Here is a 17,414-nt window from a genome sequence, read left to right as displayed (position 1 = left end):
GGCGACGGGTGAGCGGTTTTTTTGAAGGAAACTTCATAGCGTCCGGCGGGAACAGCACCCGGCTCTTGCAGCATGTCACCCCCGGCACCACATCCCGCGCCTCGGCTGCGGTCGGCGCGGGGCGCATCCGCCGGAAGCCGAACATCGCGATCATCATGACCGACCAGGAACGCCGGCCGATGTTCTGGCCCGACGGCTGGGCAGCGCAGAACCCGCCGAATCGGCAGCGCCTCATCGGCTCCGGCCTGTACTTCAACTACGCAGCCTGCAATTCGACCATGTGCTCGCCGAGCCGGTCCACGATGTTTACCGGTGTCTACCCGGCCCAGCACGGGGTGTATCGCACCCTCACCGCGGGCGTCCGGCTCCGAGCCGACCCTCTCGCCGACGACCCCCAACATGGCGCATCTGCTCGCGGCCGCCGGTTACGACGTGCATTACCGCGGCAAATGGCACATGAGCAAGGGCGCCGACGGCCTGGACCCCACCTCGGTGGACATCGAGGGCTTCGGCTTCCACGGCTGGAACCCACCGGAGGCGGGGCAGGACATCAAGCCGGAGAACTTGGGCGGCGGCGACGCGAACAACGACCAGCGCTACGCCGACGAGGCCGCGGAGTTCCTCGATGCCGTCCCCAACCACCCCGACAAGCCGTTCGCGTTGGTCGCGAGTTTCGCCAACCCACACGACATCCTCGCCTACCCTCAGACCTGGGATCTGGACGGTACAAACTACGCCGATGCCGCGCCGGACTGTTTCGAGATGGGCATCGAGTTGCCACCGACCTTCGACGAGGTCCTGGCGATGAACTACAAGCCACGCGCACAGACCCAGATCAATCTCGCCTCACAAGTCGGCCTGGGCCCGCTGGTCGATGAGGAGAAGGCCCGCAACTACGTCAACATGTACGCCTGCATGCAGCAGGTGGTGGACGGGCACATCGGCTCGGTCATCGACGCGGTGGAGCGCAACGGCCTGCGCGAGGACACGATCATCATCCAACTGTCCGACCACGGCGAGATGGGCATGTCCCACGGGGGCATGCGGCAGAAGGTGTTCAACGCGTACGAGGAGACGATGTTCGTCCCACTTGTCACGAGCAACCCGGGGCTGTTCCCCACGGGCGTGACCACGAACGCGCTGGCCAGCCTCGTGGATCTCATGCCCACACTGGCGACGATCGCTGATGTACCCGCCGAGGTCGGCGCCGGGTTCGGTTTCAAGGGCAAGGACCTGACGCCCATCATCGACGACGCGGTGGCGCACCCAGCCACCCCGACCGCCGAGGTGCAGGATGTCATCCACTACGTCTTCGATGACTGGACCATCGGCCAACCCGATGGTCAGGACCAGGTGACCCGCCCCAGTCAGCTGCGCACCGTCCGGGATCGCTCCCGCAAGTTCACGATGTACTTCGACCCGGACTGGGTCGAGCCCCCGGTGTTCGAACTCTACGACCTCGCGGCGGACCCGCTCGAGCTGCACAATCTGGCTGACCCCGCGGCGTTGCACCAGTTCCGACCGGACCTCATGGCCGATATGGCACTGGTGCTGATGAAGCAGATAGCGGAGAAGGGCACAACCCCGCCCGGCATGCCCACCGACCTGCCCCTGCCCACGTCCTCCCTGAGCCCGGGCTCGCTCGGCTCCTGACGCGGGGCGCGATCGGTACCCAGTCGCACTGCAGGGTCGTAAGGTCGGGTGTGGCCGTGGGCCGGCCCGGCCCTTCGGCGACGAGGTCACCACCAGTCGGAGGCATACATGCCCACACGTACCACGGTCGCTCGACACATCATCGACACACTCCACGCATCGGGGGTTCGGCGGGTCTACGGACTTCCCGGCGACTCGCTCAACGGCGTCACAGACGCGATCCGGCAGGTCGACGGCGTGGACTGGATGATCACCCGGCACGAGGAGGCGGCCGCGTTCGCCGCCTCCGCAGAGGCCGCGCTGACGGGCAATCTCGCGGTGTGCGCCGGTTCCTGTGGGCCCGGCAACCTGCACCTGATCAACGGCCTTTTCGACGCCCAGCGTTCCGGGGTCCCGGTGCTCGCGCTGGCCGCGCACATCCCGTCGGAGGAGATCGGGACGGGCTACTTCCAGGAGACCCATCCACAGGAGCTGTTCCGCGAGTGCAGCGTCTATGTGGAGCACGTCTCGTCGGCCGAGCAGGCGCCGCGGCTGCTGCGGATCGCGATGCGTGCGGCCATCGAGAGGCGCGGGGTGGCCGTGCTCGTCCTGCCCGGCGACGTGGCGCTCGAGGAGATCACCGCCGAGGTGGCCGCCATCCGCCCCACCACCAGTGCGGTGGTCCCGGCCGAGGAGGATCTCGCTCGCGCCGCCCGTGTCCTCGACGGCTGCGAGGACGTGACGATCCTCGCCGGCGCCGGCTGCGCGGGCGCCCATGACGAACTGCTGCAGATCGCGGAGACGCTCAAGGCGCCGATCGTCCACGCGATGCGCGGCAAGGAATGGGTGGAACACGACAATCCCTACGACGTGGGGATGACCGGCCTGCTCGGTTTCGCCTCCGGATACCGCGCCATGATGTCCGCCGAGACCCTGCTGGTCCTGGGATCCGACCTGCCATACCAGCAGTTCTACCCGGACGCCACGGTCATCCAGGTCGACATCCGGGGCGAGCGGATCGGGCGACGCACGCCTGTCGAGGTACCGCTCGTCGGCGGTGTCGGGGAGACGATACGGGCCCTGCTCCCCAAGGTGCGCACGCACTCGGGCCGCAAGCATCTCGACGACGCCACGAAGCACTACGCCAAGACGCGGCGCACGCTGGACGACCTCGCCACGCCGTCCAAGCGGACCATCCACCCGCAGTACCTGACGCGGTTGATCGACGAGACGGCAAGCGACGACGCGGTGTTCCTTCCCGACGTCGGCAGCCCCGTGATCTGGGCGGCCCGATATCTGACGATGAACGGGCACCGACGGATCGTCGGGTCGTTCACCCACGGGTCCATGGCCAACGCGCTGTCGCAGGCGATCGGCGCCCAGGCCGCCTCACCCGGCCGACAGGTGATCGCGCTCGCGGGCGACGGTGGGCTGTCCATGCTGATGGGCGAGCTGCTCACGCTGGTCGAACACGACCTGCCGGTCAAGGTGGTGGTGTTCAACAACTCCTCGTACAACTTCGTGGAGGTGGAGATGAAGGCCGACGGCTTCGTGAACTTCGGCACCGACCTGTCCAACCCCGACTTCTCGAAGGTCGCCGAGGCCTGCGGGCTCGCGGGGTTCCGGGCGGACAAGTCCAAGGATCTGGCCAAGACCGTCAAGCAGTTCCTCGCCCACGACGGGCCCGCCCTGCTCGACGTGGAGGTGGAGCGTCAGGAGCTCACGATCCCGCCGGCCATCAGCGCGGCACAGGCCAAAGGCTTCACGCTCTACTCACTGCGCACCGTGCTGTCCGGCCGCGGCGACGAGCTGGTGGACCTGGCCAAGGCGAACCTGCGGCAGCTCCTCTGACCGGTCGGCCCCGCGCTCAGTCCGCGCTGTCGAGGGCCTGCTGCCAGAAGTCGGCCTCCAGGCGCGTGGCCGTGCGGAACACCTCGGTGAGCTCGTTCAGCCGGCGGTCGGACAGCCCGCCCTCGGCCAGCGCGTCGAGCTGGGCGGTCGCGGCGCGGGAGGCGGCGGTGAACTCGTCGCCGGAGTACTCGCTGATCCACTCGCGGTACGGGTGCCCGTCACCCTGTCCACCGTACTCGGCCAGCCGCGGCTGCAGCCTGGCGCCGATCTCGGCGTAGCCGATCGTGCACGGAGCCAGCGCAACGCTCAGGTCGAGCAGGTCCCCGGCCATCCCCGAGTCCAGGACATAGCGGGTGTAGGCGACGGTGGCCTGTTTCTCCGCGGCGGCCTCGAGCTCGGCACGCGGGATCCCCCAGCGCTCCGTGAGCGTCAGGTGCAGCTCGGTCTCGGCGAGAATCGCGCCGGTCGCGGCGTGCGCGGCCTTGAGGTCAGCAAGCGTGCGGCTCTTGTACGTCGCCAGGGCGTTGGCGCGCGTGAACTGGACGAGGAAGTGGAAGTCCTGGACCAGGTAGTCCTGGAAGACCGGCAGCGGCAGGGTGCCGTCGCCGAGCCGCTCCACGAAGTCGTGCCGGGTGTAGGCATCCCATTCGTCGCGGCAGCGGGTCTTCAGGGTCTCGAACAGGCTCAACTCGGGTCTCCTTCAGTGCTCGGTCGACAGGTGGGCGACGATCGCGCCGTGTGGCCGGTGCCCGGGCCCTGTCCTGGTGTAGGTCTCGATCACCTCGAAGTGTGCCATCCGCACCCGCTCGGCCAGCTTTCCGATCGACCAGCGGTATGCAGGGGCCACCGCGTGGTCGAAGCGCTCGACGGGATCGCCGTGGAAGAACCCGAGCAGCAGCTGTCCGCCCAAACGTAGGACCCGGGTGAACTCCGCGAGGGGTACACCGATCCCCTCCGGTCGGTGGTGGATGAGCGAGTACCAGGCGAGGACTCCGGATACGCTCGCATCGCCGAGCGGCAGCGCCTCCAGGTCAGCCTGCTCGAAACGACACCCGGGATGCGCCGCGCGGGCATGATCCACGAACTCGCTGACGCCGTCGACGCCGCGGACGTCCACTCCCGCTTCGGCCAGGTGCGCCGTCCAGTGCCCGGGCCCGCACCCGGCGTCAAGGACCGGGCCGCCCACCTGACGCGCCCAGCGGGTCACCAGCTCGAGGTCGGCGGGGTGGACGGTCGAGATGGCCCCGAGGTGTTCGATGTACTCCCCCGCCCGCCGCGAGTAGGCCTCGCGCGCCTCCCTCGTCACAGGCCCCGCTCCCGTAGCCGGCTCGGAGACACGCCCTCCCAGCGGGTAAACGACCTGCTGAATGTCGCGGTCTCCGAGTATCCGAGCTCGCGCGCCACCTCGGACACCGCCGCGCCTTGGGCGAGCAGTTCGAGCGCCCTGCCGTGCCGCACCTCGTCGACCAGCCTCCGGAACGACGTGCCCTCCGCGGTCAACCTCCGCCGGAGCGTGCGCTCGTCGACGTGCAGGTCAGCGGCCACATCCGCCATGGACGGCCAGTCACCCCGCTCGTGTCGCAGTCGGCTACGCACCTGCCCGGCCACACCGACGCGGGACAGTCGGGCATCCAGCACCTCCCGGCACTGCTGCTCGAACAGTCGCGCGGTGTTCTCATCCGCCTGCGGCAGCCGCTCGTCCAGGCGTTCGCGCGGGATCACCAGCCGGTTGGTCGCGCACAGGGGAACCACGGCCGCCGGCTCGAGCCGCCACGCCTCCGCCAGCAGTGCGGCGCCCGCGGGCCCGAGCGTGGTCTCGATCCCGGCCAGCTGCAGGTCGATCTGCGCGCCACGAAACGCCGCCGCCAGCCCGGCCAGGTCCCGTTCCACCACGAAGGCGCGCACGTCTGGCGGGATCTCGTCGTCGGCGGCGACGGTGTAGACGACCCCGTCGCCCTCCTCCAGCGCGAACCGCAGGTGCGTCGGTGACAACGCGAGGTAGGGGATCGCCCGCTCGAGCGCCGCGCGCACGGTGGGCCCGGCAAGCATCATGAATCCGATCACGCCGGTCCGACCGATGGTCGAATACGCCCCGATGCCGGCTCCCAGCCCGGGCAGGTCCCCGAGCTCGGCCAACAGATTGCGGATCACCGCGAACTCTTGATGTGCCCAGATCTGCGCGTTCTCATCCGCGAGATCGGCCGGGTGAATTCCGGTGCCGGCGAGGCACCTCGTCGTCGTCATCCCCTGCGCCACGGCGCCTTCCACCATGATCCGCACGCCCTCCGTGCCGCGCGGCACGGCCCACACGGGCGACCCCGACGACGACCCCGACGACGACAACGACGGCGGCACAGTCATCGCCCGAACCTACCAACCCACCCACCCGCTTGTCCGAAAATGCCAACTTCCCGACCGGAAGCGTCATTCCGTCGGCGCGGAGGCGTGGCTACGGTCACAGTCATGACTCTCGTCGGCTCCCCTGACACCGCCACCGACACCGGGCTCGCGGCCGAGCTCGGCGCCCTCTACATCCGCGCCAAGGCCGCGGTCGGCGCCGAGGACCTGGCGCACATCCGCAACGTCACTGCGTACGGCGAGGCGATCGACGCCCGCCGCCGCGAGTTGCTGCGCGAGGGTGGCCCCCGCGCGATCCGCCGCGCCACCGCACTGGAGATGGCGTACCGACTGATGCAGTTCTCGGAGCTCGGCCACAACATCATCCACGGCAGCTACGACCACCTGCCGGACTGCGGCGAGTACCACTCCGACCGCTACCACTGGGACTTCAACGTCGACACCGACCAGTGGAAGACCATGCACCACGTGGGTCACCACCCCAACACCAACATCGTCGGCAAAGACCACGACCTGGGGTACAGCCTGTTCCGCGGCAGCGCCGGCCAGGACTGGTACGGCCACCACCTCGGGCAGGTCGCGCTGATCTCGGCGCTGGCCGCGATGGCCCCGATCGCGGCGCCGTTCTTCCTGGCGAACATTGCGCGCAAGGTCGAGGGACACGGGCTCTTCAGCTCGTACATGCTGCGGACCCCCGCCCGGATCGCCGGTCGCGACGCCCGGCGCCGATTCGTCGACGAGCCGTTCCGTTCTGGCTGGAAGCCGCTGCAGACGCTCGCCGCGAACTACCTCGGCGGGGTGACCGGCTACATGTCGGTCCTGTTCCTGGTGTTCATCGAGCACCACGCCGGCGAGCTCGAACTGTTCACCGACCCCGGCCCCGACGAGACCGCCGACCAGTACTACGAGCGCCAGATCCGCGCGACTCGCAACTTCCTGCCCAGCGCGCAGATGGACGACGCCCTCGCGCGGCTGCTCGAGGAGGAGGTGCCGTTCGAGAACCGACCCGACCTGCGCATATTCTACGGCGGGCTGGACACGCACGTCGAGCACCACCTGTTCCCCGATCTGCCGCCGTCGATGCAACGCGCGATCGCACCGGAGGTCCGCGAGATCGCCGCGCGGCACGGGCTGCCCTACCACGAGACGCCGCTGCTGGAGACCGTGCCGCTCATCGCCAAGACGCTCACCGGGCTGTCGGTGCCGTTCGGCGAGCGCGAGTTCTCTCGGCCCCGCGACCTGCTGCGCGACCCGGCTTCGCTCGTTCGTCGCGTCGCGGCCGGGCTGCGCTACCGGCGGCTGCCCGAGTCGCCCTACCTCGACAAGCCGCAGTTCCACAACGTGCCGGCGCGGGTCGTGGCGGCCACGCCTGTCGCGGACGGGCAGGCCCTGTCGGTACGCCTGGCCCGCCCGCGCGGGTGGGAAGATGTGCGGTGGGACGCCGGCGCGTACGTGTCGGTGCGCCAGATGGTCGACGACGACGAACTGGTCCGCCAGTACAGCCTGGTCCACGACTCGGTCGGGCAGGCCGAGCCGTCCGACCTGGAGTTCTGCGTCAAGCGCGTGACCGGCGGTCGCGTCTCCAATCGGATCGCCGATTCACTGTGTGCGGGCGAATACGTGACCCTGGTGGGTGTGCCGCAATCGACCGGTGACTTCGCGCTGACGGCCACGGATAACGGCGTTGCCACGACGAAATCCCTGCATATCGCCGGCGGCGTTGGCATCACGCCGATCATCGCGCTGCTGCGCCGTCTCGCCCGCGACGCCGCAGACTCCCCCGCTGGCGCCGGCCCGGACGCGACACTGCTCTACTTCAACCGCGACGAACACTCGATCATCTTCGAGCCCGAACTCCGCGAACTGGCTCGCGACGCCGGGATCACGCTGCACCTGTTCACCGACGCCCCGGCCACCCGCGACGACCTGCGCACCGGCCGGCTCGGTCCGGAGCTGCTGGCCGAACTGGTGCCGGATCTGGCCGGTCGCGAGACCTACGTCTGCGCCCCGGCGGCGGTGATCGATCTGGCCCGCGGGTGGCTGCGCGAGCTGGGGCAGCCCGCTGATCGATTCCACGCCGAGTCGTTCACCGCGCCCGAGCTGGACCGCCCCGCCGACGACGGCAGCCGTTACACCGTCAGTTTCGCCCGCACCGGGACGTCTGTAGAGATCGACGGCGGCACCACCCTGCTCGAGGCGGCCGGGCGCGCGGGCATCCCGGTGCCCACCGGCTGCGAGCGGGGCCTGTGCAAGGCGTGCGTCACCACCAAGCTCGCCGGCACCACCAGCGCCGAGCAGCCTGGCGTGCAGCAGGAGCGGATCACGGTCTGCAACTCGCTGGCCTCCTCGGATATCGAGCTGGATCTGTAGGTCAGTCCCACTTCCCCCGCGTGTACTGCGGCGGGTACGGGGCGTTGCGCCAGTCCAGGCCCAGCTCGGCCGCGGCCCGCTGCGGCCAGGCCGGCTCACGCAGGGCGGCGCGGCCGAGGAACACCACGTCGGCGCGGCTGTCGACCAGCAGGCTCTCAGCGTATTCCGGGTTGCTGATCAGCCCGACCGCTCCAGCCAGCACCGCCCCCGACGCCCGTACCTCCTCGGTCAGCGGCACCTGATAGCCCTGCTCGAGCGGCACGGGCGGCCGGTCGGGGGTGTTGGCGGCGGAGGAGACATCGACCAGGTCCACCCCGTGCTCGGCCAGTCGACCCGCCAACCAGCGAGAGTCCTCCGGCGTCCAGCCACCGGAGACCCAGTCCGTCGCCGAGATCCGGACGAACAGCGGCTTGCCCTCGGGCCACACTCGCCGCACTGCGTCGCAGACCTCCAGCAGCAGTCGGGCACGGTTGTCGCGCGAGCCGCCGTAGGCGTCGGTCCGCTGGTTGGACAGCGGCGAGAGGAACTCGTGAAGGAGGTACCCGTGGGCTGCGTGGATCTCCACCACGTCGAATCCGGCCTCGTCGGCGCGCCGGGCGGCGTCGGCGAACGCCGTGACCACCTCGTGGATCCCGGCGGCGTCCAGCGCCTCGGGGGTCGCCATGTCGCCGAACGGGATCGCCGAGGGCGCAACGGTGGCCCACCCGCCCTCGGACACCGGCATCGAGCCAGAGGGCTGGCCGGGGAACGCCTTATAGGTCGATGCCTTGCGCCCGGCGTGCGCCAGTTGGATCCCCATCGCCGCGCCCTGCGAGTGGACGAACTCCACGATGGGCGCCCACGCATCCCGCTGCCGGTCGTTCCACAGCCCGGCGTCCTCGGGGCTGATGCGTCCCTCCGGCACCACCGCGGACGCCTCGGCGATCAGCAGCCCGAACCCGCCCTGCGCCCGTGCGCCGAGGTGCACGAAATGCCACGGGGTGGGCACGCCGTCGCGGGCGTCGCACGAGTACTGACACATGGGCGAGAGCCAGACACGGTTGCGGACCTCGAGGTCACGGATACGGATCGGGTCGAAGAGCTGCGCCATGCCCGTGATTAAACCCTCGGTCGCCTGCACGCCGCCGACAGCACCCCCCGCTCGTCTACGGACCGATGCGCCGCCCCGACCTGCACCGCGAAGACTACCGTGGAGGTCATGGCAGACCCGCAGCTCACCCACCTCGACGCCGAGGGCCGCGTCCGCATGGTCGACGTCGGCGACAAGGCCGTGACCACCCGCACCGCCACCGCCGAGGGCGTCTTCCGCACCCGCCCCGAGGTGGTGACGATGGTCGACGGCGATGCGCTGGGCAAGGCCGACGTGCTGGCCACCGCGCGCCTGGCCGGGATCGGCGCCGCCAAGAAGACCTCCGAGCTGATCCCGTTGTGCCACCAAATCCCGCTGAACTCGGTCAAGGTGCATTTCGACCTCGACGCCGACGCGGGCGAGATCCGCGTTAGCGCCACCGCCAAGACCACCGGCAAGACGGGCGTGGAGATGGAGGCGCTCACGGCCGTGTCGGTGGCGGGCCTGACGTTGCACGACATGGTCAAGGCCGTCGATCCGCTGGCCACGATGGACGGGGTCCGCCTCGCCGCGAAGACCGGCGGGAAGCGCGGGAACTGGACGCGGGATATCGATGACCACGACAACAACGACGACGACAACGCGCAGACCGGACGCCCGGCCGGACCCGCGGTGATCGATCAGGGCAGGACCGGCGTCGTCGTCGTCTCCTCCACCGCCGCCTCGCGCGGCGAGCGGGAGGACTCCACCGGCCCCGCGATCCGGTCCTGGCTCCTCGGGCGCGGCTTCGACCCGGTCGAGGTGCACGTGGTGGCCGACGCCGACATCGAGGTGGCCCTCACCGAACAGGTCCGCCGCTCCCCTGCCGTGCTGCTCACCACGGGCGGAACCGGCGTCGCGCCCGACGACCGCACGCCCGAGGCCACCGCGCCGCACCTCACCCTCGCTCTGCCGGGCGTGGCCGAGGCGATGCGGGCCCGTGGGATCGCCGCCACCCCGACCGCCGCGTTGAGCCGTGGCCTGGCCGGGTTCTCGGGGCGCACGCTGGTCGCCAACCTGCCGGGGTCGACGGGCGGGGTGCGCAACGGGCTCGAGGTGCTCGACGACCTGCTGGATCACCTTCTCGACGTGCACGCGAACGGCGGTGGCCACTGATGAGCGCGCAGGATCAGGTCCCCCAGTCCCGCCCACTCGCCCAGATCACCGACACCGCGATCGATCCCCGCGAGGTCGAGAGTGCCGTGTGGAGCACCGCCGACGGCGCGATGGTGACGTTCTCCGGGATCGTGCGCGACCACGACGGCGGCCGCGCCGACGTCCAGCACATCGAGTACTCCGCGCACCCCACCGCCGCGACGACGCTGGCCCGGCTGTGCGAGTCGATCGAGGCGGAGATGAGCGGACCGAACGGTGTCGTGCGCGTGGGCGCCGTGCACCGGGTGGGCGTGTTGCCGGTCGGCGAGATCGCGGTGGTCGCGGTGGCCGTGGCGCCGCACCGCGCGGAGGCGTTCCGGGCGTGCTCGGAGCTCATTGAGCGGCTCAAGCACGGCGTGCCCATCTGGAAGCGGCAGCTGTTCACCGATGGGCTGACCGAATGGGTGGGCGTCGGCGACTGCTGAGCGGTCCCGGCCAGCCCATCCCTGCCCATCTGGATCGGCTGGTCCAGCCCTGTGCCGCTAGCGCTGCGTAGCCATCCCAACGCCGCTAGCCCAACCGCGAGCCGACCCACTCGGCGAGCACGCGCGCGCACGCGTCGACCCCCTCGACCCACGTGTCCCCGGCGGTCTCGTCAGCCGGGTCCGACACGTGCTTGACCAGGCGCGTCGGCACGCCCAGGGCCGCACCCGCGGCGGCCACGGCGTAGCCCTCCATGTCTACCAGGTCGGCGACCCGGACGAGTCGATCCCGCAGCGGCCCACCGGCGACGAACCGGTCCCCGGTCGCGAGCACGGGGGCGGCGACCCCGCCCGGAGCCGCCGGGGCATCGGCCGCGGCGGGCACCACGGCGGTCGCGGCGGACAGCGCCAGGGGCGGACCGTCGTGTCGGCCGGTCACGGCGTGTAGTGCGGGGTCGTCGAAATCGTGTTGGAACACCACCTCGATCTCGTGCGTGCCCTCCATCCCGGGGTGCAGTCCACCGGCGGTGCCGACGTTGACCAGCTCGCGGGGCCGCACGCCGGCGCCGAGGGCGTGCGCCACGGCCAGCGCCGCGCGCACTTTGCCGACGCCCGTCACCAGGACGGGGAAGTCGGTGACGAAGTGCCGGGCCTCCTGTTCGAGGGCGACGACGACGAGCGGGTGCGCAGCATCCACGGTTCCGATGAGTTCCACGCCGTTCACGCTAGCGGCAGGGGCCGCGGCCTCGAGTCGCGCGGTCGTACGGCCAGTCCCCGCGGTCGCGGTCAGTCCCCGCTCCGCGCCCACCACCGCTCGTCGCCCGAGCCCAGGGGAATCCGCGCCATCACCTCGTGGCGTGCCCGTCCCCTCCGGCCCTGACCGAGGAAGGACTCCACGAGCGCGATCTCGCGGACCTGCCAGTCGCTGCTGGTGAAGGTGTCGAGGACGTGGAGCCAGTGGGTGGCGTCGCCGGAACCACGGAGTCTCGCGAGCGTGAGGTGGGGCCGGAACCGGGCACCGTCCGGGCAGCAGCCCGACGAGTTGGCCGCCGACCGGGCGCCCGCCGCGAGCGAGTGGAGCGGATGCTCCTCGGGTTGCTCGACGCCCGCCCACAGGACCTTCGCCCGCTCCACAGACGGGAATGCCCCGGCCCCGGTCAGGGTGAGGCGGAAGGGTTCGTGTTTGCGGGCCACGGCGGTCAGACGGTCGGTGAGATCGTCCAGGCGCCAGTCGTCGACGTCAGCACAGAACGCCAGTGTGAGATGCCACTGCGCGGGGTCAGACCACGCCAGTCCCGGCCGCGGTTCGAGGAACCGCGCGAGTTCCTCGCGGATCTCCTCCGGTAGCAACACCGCCACGAACATCCGATGCCCCATGACACCACCGTGGCCCACCGATCAGCCGTGCACAAGACCCGGGCTCACTGGCTCCCCAGCCACAGCCCCAACCCCGCCGCCGCGACCGATGCGAGCAGCGTGCCGAGCCCGTAGAGCAATGCCGGTCCTCGACGTCCGTCGAGGGCGAGCTTCACCGTGCCCAGGCTCGCGGTGGAGAACGTCGTGTAGCCGCCGAGCACTCCTGTGCCCAGCAGCGCCATCACGCCGGCAGACCCGGCAGCAGACCCGGAAGCATCCTCGACCAACAGCCCGACCAGCACTCCGAGCAGGAACGAGCCGGTGACGTTGACGATCAGCGTGCCGAGCGGATAGTCGCGCCGCCAGCGGGCGCTCACCCACTCGTCCACGGCGTATCGACCGGCAGCGCCCAGCCCACCGCCCACAGCGGCGAGCCCGACGAGCATCGCGGCGCTCATTCTGATCCCCGACTTCCGGCCCCCGACCATCCGCCGGCCAGCAGCCCGACCAGCGTGGCGAGCGCTCCCACGACCAGCGTGGCCGCTGCATACGCAGCCGCGACGGCGAACTCGGCATCCCCCACGCGCTCCGCGGTCTGCACCGCCACAGCGGAATACGTCGTGAAGCCCCCACAGAATCCGGTCCCGAGGAGGAGACGGGCGCCAAGTCGTCGTCGTCCCCCTCCCACCCCACGGGGACCGTAGAGAACGGCGACGATCACGCCCAACAGGAACGCCCCCACGACGTTGATCGCCAGGGTTGTGACCAGCGGCGACCCCGGCCACGCCAGGCCGAGGGCGGCGCGCACCGCCGACCCCGCCCCGCCGCCCAGCCCGACGAGCGACAACGCCGCCACGCGGGACAGCATCACGTCGAGAGTCCGGCCTCCAGGGCAGCATCGAGGCCCTCGCGGTCGCCGGTGATCTCCAGGCCGGGCTCATCCGCACCCACGCGACCCCACAGGAGGAGAGTCAGCGTCTCGGCCGGACCCGAGATCTCGACCTCGCCGGACCCCTCGGCGCCCGGGATGACCCACTCGCACTCACCGGCGCGCACGCGGATCGTCACCGGGGGCGCCGGCTTGAGCATCGCGACGAGCGGTCGGATCGCGGTGCAGAACTCGTCCAGCCCGTCGAGCGCCACGTCGTCCATGAGCGGCGTCGTCGAGGCAGGGCCACGCAGCGCGTTCTCAAGGTCCCAGCGGTGGATCGCCGTCTCGTGCAGTTGGCGCCGCAGCCAGAAGTCCGCGCGGCCGGGGCCGGCGAAGGTCCAGGCGGGCGCGTCCGGGTCGGCGTCGGTGTAGGTCTCGATGGCGACGACGGCGAGGTCCCCGTACCACCGGGCCAGCGGGATCGACCCCTCGTCAGCGGACGGGGCCGATTTGTGCACATCGCCCATGCCGCGGGCCCGCTCCTCGGGGTTGCCCGCGCGGACGTTGGCGCCGCCCCACCAGTTGGCGGTGCCCACGTGGGCGACCAGGTCGTGGATCGTCCAGCCCGGGCACGACGGCACGGCGGTGGCCAGGTCGACCCCACCGGCGTCGTCGGCGTCGGCGTCGGCACCCTCGAGGGCGAAGCGCACGAGCCCGGCTTGGGCCTCGATCGCGTCGAGCATCCGCTCGCGGGACAGGCCCGGCTGCTGGTCCGAGTGCTGGCTGGAGTGCTGGTCTCCGGTGGTCATACGCGCGTCCCCTTCTCCGGTCCGGGATCCGCGGCGGGCTTGCCCTTGACGAGGCCCCTGGTGGCGAAGTCGATCTGCCGCCCGGCATTGGACACTGCGACCACGGTACCGCTGCCGAACATGCCGTCATGGTCGAACAGCGCCGCGGTCCCCACGGCCACCCCGTCTTCGCTGATGTGCTGCTCGGCCTCGATGCCGATGTCGCCGCTGCGGGGCAGTCGGGCGAGGGCCACTGTCAGGTCCGCGTTGATGAACCCGATGCCCTCGGTGCCCCAGTGGGCCATGAGACTCGTGGACTCACCGAGCGTCACGGCGCGCTGGAACGGCGACGCGTCCTGCCCGGTGACCACGTCGAGCGGATGCAGCCAGAAGCGCTTCCGGCCGGCGTTCTGGTGCGCGCCCATTGAACGACTCCAGGGCTCGTCCGAGGCGTCGCTCCCGAACCACGCGCGGGAGCCCGCGCTCAGCACCGTGCCCCCGGGCCCGTCCGGCGGCGTGAGGGTCCGGCCGGACCGCCACACCTCGCCCGGCGGCTGCTCGCCGCGGCGGAGTTGGACCAGTGTCGCCCGCGCCACCGTCTTGCCGCCCTGATAGATATGCGCGTCCGCCACCCGGATGCGGTTACCGCTGCGCACCTCCTCGGTGCGGACCTCCAGCGGCTCGAACTTCACCTGCGAGAACAAGTCGACGGTGAGCCGGGACGGCTGGAAGTCCTCGTGCCCGTACTCGATCTCGAGCGATCGCGCGGCCGCCGCGACGATGGCCGGACCGTTGACGAGACCGTCCGACCAGGCGCTCTTCGCGTATCGCGTCGGGACGTAGGACCCGTCCTCACCGAGATGGAAGAAGGAGAAGGGGCTGCCGTCATCGCCGCCGCTCGCCGACTCACCCGGCCTCGGCGCGTTCACAGGCCGACCGCCGCACGAGCGCGCCGCCGGTCGGCTCCGGCGCCTCCGGCCGTGCCGGCATCGCCGGCCACACTCGCCGAACCAGCCGCGCCCGCCGAGCCCGCCGAACCCGCCGCGGTCCACGACCGCAGGATGGCCGCGAGCTGCGTCTCGAAGTACTGCTCTGCGCTGGGCGACTCACGCCAGACGCTCAGTTCGAGCGACACGATGCCGTGCAGCGAGGCCCAGATCGACGTGGCGGTCTCGTGCACGTCGGCCGTCCGGAAGATCCCCTCGTCGACCAGTGCGTCGACCACCTCGAGCAGAGGCTCGCGCCACTGCGGCATCGGGGTCACCGTGTCACCACCCGGGCCCACGCCGACAGTTCCCGCCACTCCCGGGCGAGGCGAACGCACCGGCTCACCCACGACGAGGCCGTACAGTCCATGGTTCTCGAGCGCCCACTGTCGGTAGGCCCGGCACAGGGAGCGCATGTCGCCCTCGACGCTGCCGTGGTGGAGGGAACCGCGCAGCTCGGCAGCCAGTTGCTCGTCGGCCTCGTGCGCGACCGCGGCGAGTAGCCCCTGCTTGCCGCCGAACATCGTGTAGATCGCGGTGGTCGACGTGCCCTGGGACGCCGCGAGGGGACGCAGTCCGAGACTGTCCGGGGCGCCGTCACGAAGCCGCGTCATGGCCTCGTCGAGGATCCCCCGGCGCAGCACGTCGTCGTACTGCGCGTGCGTGGGGAGGCGTTCGGGATCGGCGGAGGAGATTCGGGTCACCCGGGCAGAATACGACGGCAACGTTGTTATTCCACCACCATGACGCCCGCGTGTCGGCCGACATCGACGTGATCACAGTGTTGGTGGCTCTGGCCGCCGGATCCGGAAGTGCAGGATCCCCGGCATGCCGGCCCCGCGAACCCCTCCGCGCACCGCGGCACTTACCCCGGCACGCACTTCGGCGCAGTTCACCGAACTGGTACTACTCGGCCGAAATCACTCGGCCCGCGGTACTTGGAAACCCACCTACTGATTCATCTCGTGAATTCAGAAGCCGTCGCCGCACCTGTTACCGATGAGGTTCGAGTGACACAATCCATGCAACGAGACAAAAGCAATGCACTCAAAAGAAACGGACCCACATCCCGATGCACAGGATGTGGGTCCACCGTAGCGGCTGGGCCGCGATCATTTAGCCATTGAGGGAATCATCAATTGGCCGCGGCGTAGGCGTCCATCACGTTGCCGGGAATGCGGCCACGGTCGGACACCTCGTAACCGTTCTCACGTGCCCATTCGCGGACAGCCGCGAGGTTCGTCGAGGACGACGACTTCGCCGACTTCTTCGCCGTACGACCCTTTCCGCGGGTCACCGGATGGCCGGCCTCGAGGTACGGAGCCATTGCCTCACGGAAGCCCTTTGCGTTCTCATCACTGAGGTCAATGGTGTATTCCCTGCCCTCGAATGCGAATGAGATCGTATTGGCCTCACTGCCGAGATTGGTCCCATCGAGATCGTCGACGTAATGAACCTGGAACTGCTGAGCCATTCCACACTCCCTGAATTTGGTTGTCACTCAACTCGGGAACAGTATGCACCGATAAGTCACTGTATGCATCCGGCCGCCACTTTCAGCGAACCGACATTGCCGGAAATAGAGTCAACATTCCACCGACAACATCCCGGACAATAAGCCTACAATCAGCATTCTTTTATCATAATGCTGCCGCTTCCACCTGCACGAATGGCGATTATGGCGCTGCCATCGCAGCGCCATCGCACTGTTTCGGCAATAGAAAATAGGAAGTTATCGAGGTCACCTATCGCGCATTATCTGCTGTGTTCAGCCGCACAGAACGTCGGCGAATTCGCGGTATCTGCGAACGATCAGATCGATGACCTCCGGGTGCGCCCCGAGTGGTTCCGAGGTGAGGTCACCCCCCGCGGCGGCGAGCCGATCCGCGAAGAATCCCGGCGCGAGAAGATGCGTCGCCACCGCCACCCGGCTGTGGCCGGATGCACGGAACGCCGCCACGGCGTCCGTGACAGAGGGCTCGGCGGCCGAGGCGAACGCGGCGGTCACCGGCACCCCGAGCAGCCGGGAGAGCGTGCCCGCCAGTTCCCGGGTCTCGGCGACCGACGAGGAGTCCCGGCTTCCCGCCGCTCCCAACACCACGGCGTCCGCGCCGAATGCCCCCGTCGCCCCGGCCTCAGCGAGACGCTGGATCACGGCCCGGACGACCTCCGGCTCGGACCCGAGGTGCGGGGTCTGCACGACCGGACCAGGCGCCTGCAGGCAAGCCTGGCCGACGTCGTGTGTCACGTGGAATCCGCGGGCGAGAAATACCGGCACCACGACGGTCGGGACACCGTCGGCGAGGATCCGTTCGGGTCCGGGCGACTGGACGTCGACCCAGGCGAGGCGGCAGTCCACCGTGTCTACTCCCGTGTCTACCCCAGTGACCCCGTCCGGCCGGAGCGCCTTGCGCGTCTCGAGCAGCACTCGGCCCAGCACCCTGCGCCCGAGTGCCGACCGCGTCCCATGTGCCACCAACAGCAGGCGCGGCCGGGAAGGTGTCGTCATACTCAGAG

Annotated in this window: 18 protein-coding genes and 1 pseudogene; 6 read left to right on the top strand and 13 right to left on the bottom strand. The window is 70.0% G+C overall.

Annotated elements, in window-relative coordinates; translation table 11 throughout:
* Window positions 1-155: 155 nt before the first annotated feature.
* From OPF83_RS15550 to poxB, 3 genes and pseudogenes are all read left to right on the top strand, one after another.
* A pseudogene (locus OPF83_RS15550) lies at window positions 156-296 on the top strand (hypothetical protein); the annotation flags it as partial.
* A 103-nt stretch (window positions 297-399) separates the two neighbouring features.
* The gene (locus OPF83_RS15545; protein WP_264888528.1) at window positions 400-1,653 is read left to right on the top strand and encodes a sulfatase-like hydrolase/transferase; all 1,254 of its coding nucleotides are present in this window, start codon (window positions 400-402) and stop codon (window positions 1,651-1,653) included.
* 108 nt (window positions 1,654-1,761) lie between these two features.
* Window positions 1,762-3,483 (top strand): ubiquinone-dependent pyruvate dehydrogenase, encoded by a 1,722-nt coding sequence (gene poxB, locus OPF83_RS15540; protein ID WP_264888526.1) that lies wholly within the window; start codon window positions 1,762-1,764, stop codon window positions 3,481-3,483.
* Window positions 3,484-3,499: 16 nt separating this feature from the next.
* Here the strand turns inward: poxB and OPF83_RS15535 are convergent, their stop codons facing one another.
* Genes OPF83_RS15535 through OPF83_RS15525 form a run of 3 tightly spaced genes read right to left on the bottom strand, consistent with a single transcriptional unit; the run spans window position 3,500 to window position 5,844 of the window.
* On the bottom strand, window positions 3,500-4,171 hold the full coding sequence (locus OPF83_RS15535; protein WP_264888525.1) for a TenA family protein: 672 nt from the start codon (window positions 4,169-4,171) through the stop codon (window positions 3,500-3,502).
* 12 nt (window positions 4,172-4,183) lie between these two features.
* Window positions 4,184-4,789 (bottom strand): class I SAM-dependent methyltransferase, encoded by a 606-nt coding sequence (locus tag OPF83_RS15530; protein WP_264888524.1) that lies wholly within the window; start codon window positions 4,787-4,789, stop codon window positions 4,184-4,186.
* Window positions 4,786-5,844 carry an AraC family transcriptional regulator gene (locus OPF83_RS15525; protein ID WP_264888522.1) on the bottom strand — a complete coding sequence of 353 codons (1,059 nt, stop codon included), beginning with the start codon at window positions 5,842-5,844 and terminating at the stop codon, window positions 4,786-4,788. Before OPF83_RS15525 ends, OPF83_RS15530 begins: the two co-directional genes overlap by 4 nt.
* A 102-nt stretch (window positions 5,845-5,946) precedes the next feature.
* On the opposite strand from OPF83_RS15525, the gene OPF83_RS15520 reads away from it, so the two are divergent.
* Window positions 5,947-8,211: a fatty acid desaturase gene (locus tag OPF83_RS15520; protein ID WP_264888520.1), complete on the top strand. Its 2,265-nt coding sequence runs from the start codon at window positions 5,947-5,949 to the stop codon at window positions 8,209-8,211.
* Between the two features lies 1 nt (window position 8,212).
* Here the strand turns inward: OPF83_RS15520 and OPF83_RS15515 are convergent, their stop codons facing one another.
* A complete protein-coding gene (locus tag OPF83_RS15515; RefSeq protein ID WP_264888518.1) occupies window positions 8,213-9,301 on the bottom strand; it encodes an NADH:flavin oxidoreductase/NADH oxidase in 1,089 nt (362 codons plus the stop codon).
* 108 nt (window positions 9,302-9,409) lie between these two features.
* On the opposite strand from OPF83_RS15515, the gene moaCB reads away from it, so the two are divergent.
* Window positions 9,410-10,435 carry a bifunctional molybdenum cofactor biosynthesis protein MoaC/MoaB gene (gene moaCB / locus OPF83_RS15510; RefSeq protein WP_264888516.1) on the top strand — a complete coding sequence of 342 codons (1,026 nt, stop codon included), beginning with the start codon at window positions 9,410-9,412 and terminating at the stop codon, window positions 10,433-10,435.
* Entirely contained in the window at window positions 10,435-10,899 is a 465-nt protein-coding gene (locus OPF83_RS15505) for a molybdenum cofactor biosynthesis protein MoaE (protein ID WP_264888514.1), read from the top strand. The genes moaCB and OPF83_RS15505 overlap by 1 nt, the downstream gene beginning before the upstream one ends.
* A gap of 85 nt (window positions 10,900-10,984) precedes the next feature.
* On the opposite strand, the gene OPF83_RS15500 is transcribed toward OPF83_RS15505, so the two are convergent.
* The 9 genes from OPF83_RS15500 to OPF83_RS15460 form a co-directional block, all read right to left on the bottom strand.
* Window positions 10,985-11,611, bottom strand: a complete 627-nt coding sequence (locus OPF83_RS15500; RefSeq protein WP_264888512.1) for a nucleosidase — start codon at window positions 11,609-11,611, stop codon at window positions 10,985-10,987.
* 71 nt (window positions 11,612-11,682) lie between these two features.
* Window positions 11,683-12,273, bottom strand: a complete 591-nt coding sequence (thpR, locus tag OPF83_RS15495; protein ID WP_264888510.1) for an RNA 2',3'-cyclic phosphodiesterase — start codon at window positions 12,271-12,273, stop codon at window positions 11,683-11,685.
* Between the two features lie 44 nt (window positions 12,274-12,317).
* On the bottom strand, window positions 12,318-12,710 hold the full coding sequence (locus OPF83_RS15490) for a CrcB family protein (protein ID WP_264888508.1): 393 nt from the start codon (window positions 12,708-12,710) through the stop codon (window positions 12,318-12,320).
* A complete protein-coding gene (locus OPF83_RS15485) occupies window positions 12,707-13,120 on the bottom strand; it encodes a CrcB family protein (protein WP_264888506.1) in 414 nt (137 codons plus the stop codon). The genes OPF83_RS15490 and OPF83_RS15485 overlap by 4 nt, the downstream gene beginning before the upstream one ends.
* Complete coding sequence (locus OPF83_RS15480) at window positions 13,120-13,932, bottom strand: maleylpyruvate isomerase family mycothiol-dependent enzyme (RefSeq protein WP_264888504.1); 813 nt, start codon at window positions 13,930-13,932, stop codon at window positions 13,120-13,122. The genes OPF83_RS15485 and OPF83_RS15480 overlap by 1 nt, the downstream gene beginning before the upstream one ends.
* Window positions 13,929-14,840 (bottom strand): thioesterase family protein, encoded by a 912-nt coding sequence (locus OPF83_RS15475; protein ID WP_264888502.1) that lies wholly within the window; start codon window positions 14,838-14,840, stop codon window positions 13,929-13,931. The genes OPF83_RS15480 and OPF83_RS15475 overlap by 4 nt, the downstream gene beginning before the upstream one ends.
* On the bottom strand, window positions 14,837-15,601 hold the full coding sequence (locus OPF83_RS15470; protein ID WP_264888501.1) for a TetR/AcrR family transcriptional regulator: 765 nt from the start codon (window positions 15,599-15,601) through the stop codon (window positions 14,837-14,839). Before OPF83_RS15470 ends, OPF83_RS15475 begins: the two co-directional genes overlap by 4 nt.
* Window positions 15,602-16,032: 431 nt before the next feature.
* A complete protein-coding gene (locus OPF83_RS15465; protein ID WP_264888500.1) occupies window positions 16,033-16,371 on the bottom strand; it encodes an Lsr2 family protein in 339 nt (112 codons plus the stop codon).
* 294 nt (window positions 16,372-16,665) lie between these two features.
* Window positions 16,666-17,406: a sirohydrochlorin chelatase gene (locus OPF83_RS15460; protein ID WP_264888499.1), complete on the bottom strand. Its 741-nt coding sequence runs from the start codon at window positions 17,404-17,406 to the stop codon at window positions 16,666-16,668.
* Window positions 17,407-17,414: the final 8 nt, after the last annotated feature.

Origin of the sequence: Dietzia sp. NCCP-2495, from assembly GCF_026011735.1 — a bacterium.
Lineage (GTDB): Bacteria > Actinomycetota > Actinomycetes > Mycobacteriales > Mycobacteriaceae > Dietzia.
Note: the sequence above shows the minus strand (reverse complement) of the source record. Positions and strands in the feature narration are given on the sequence as shown.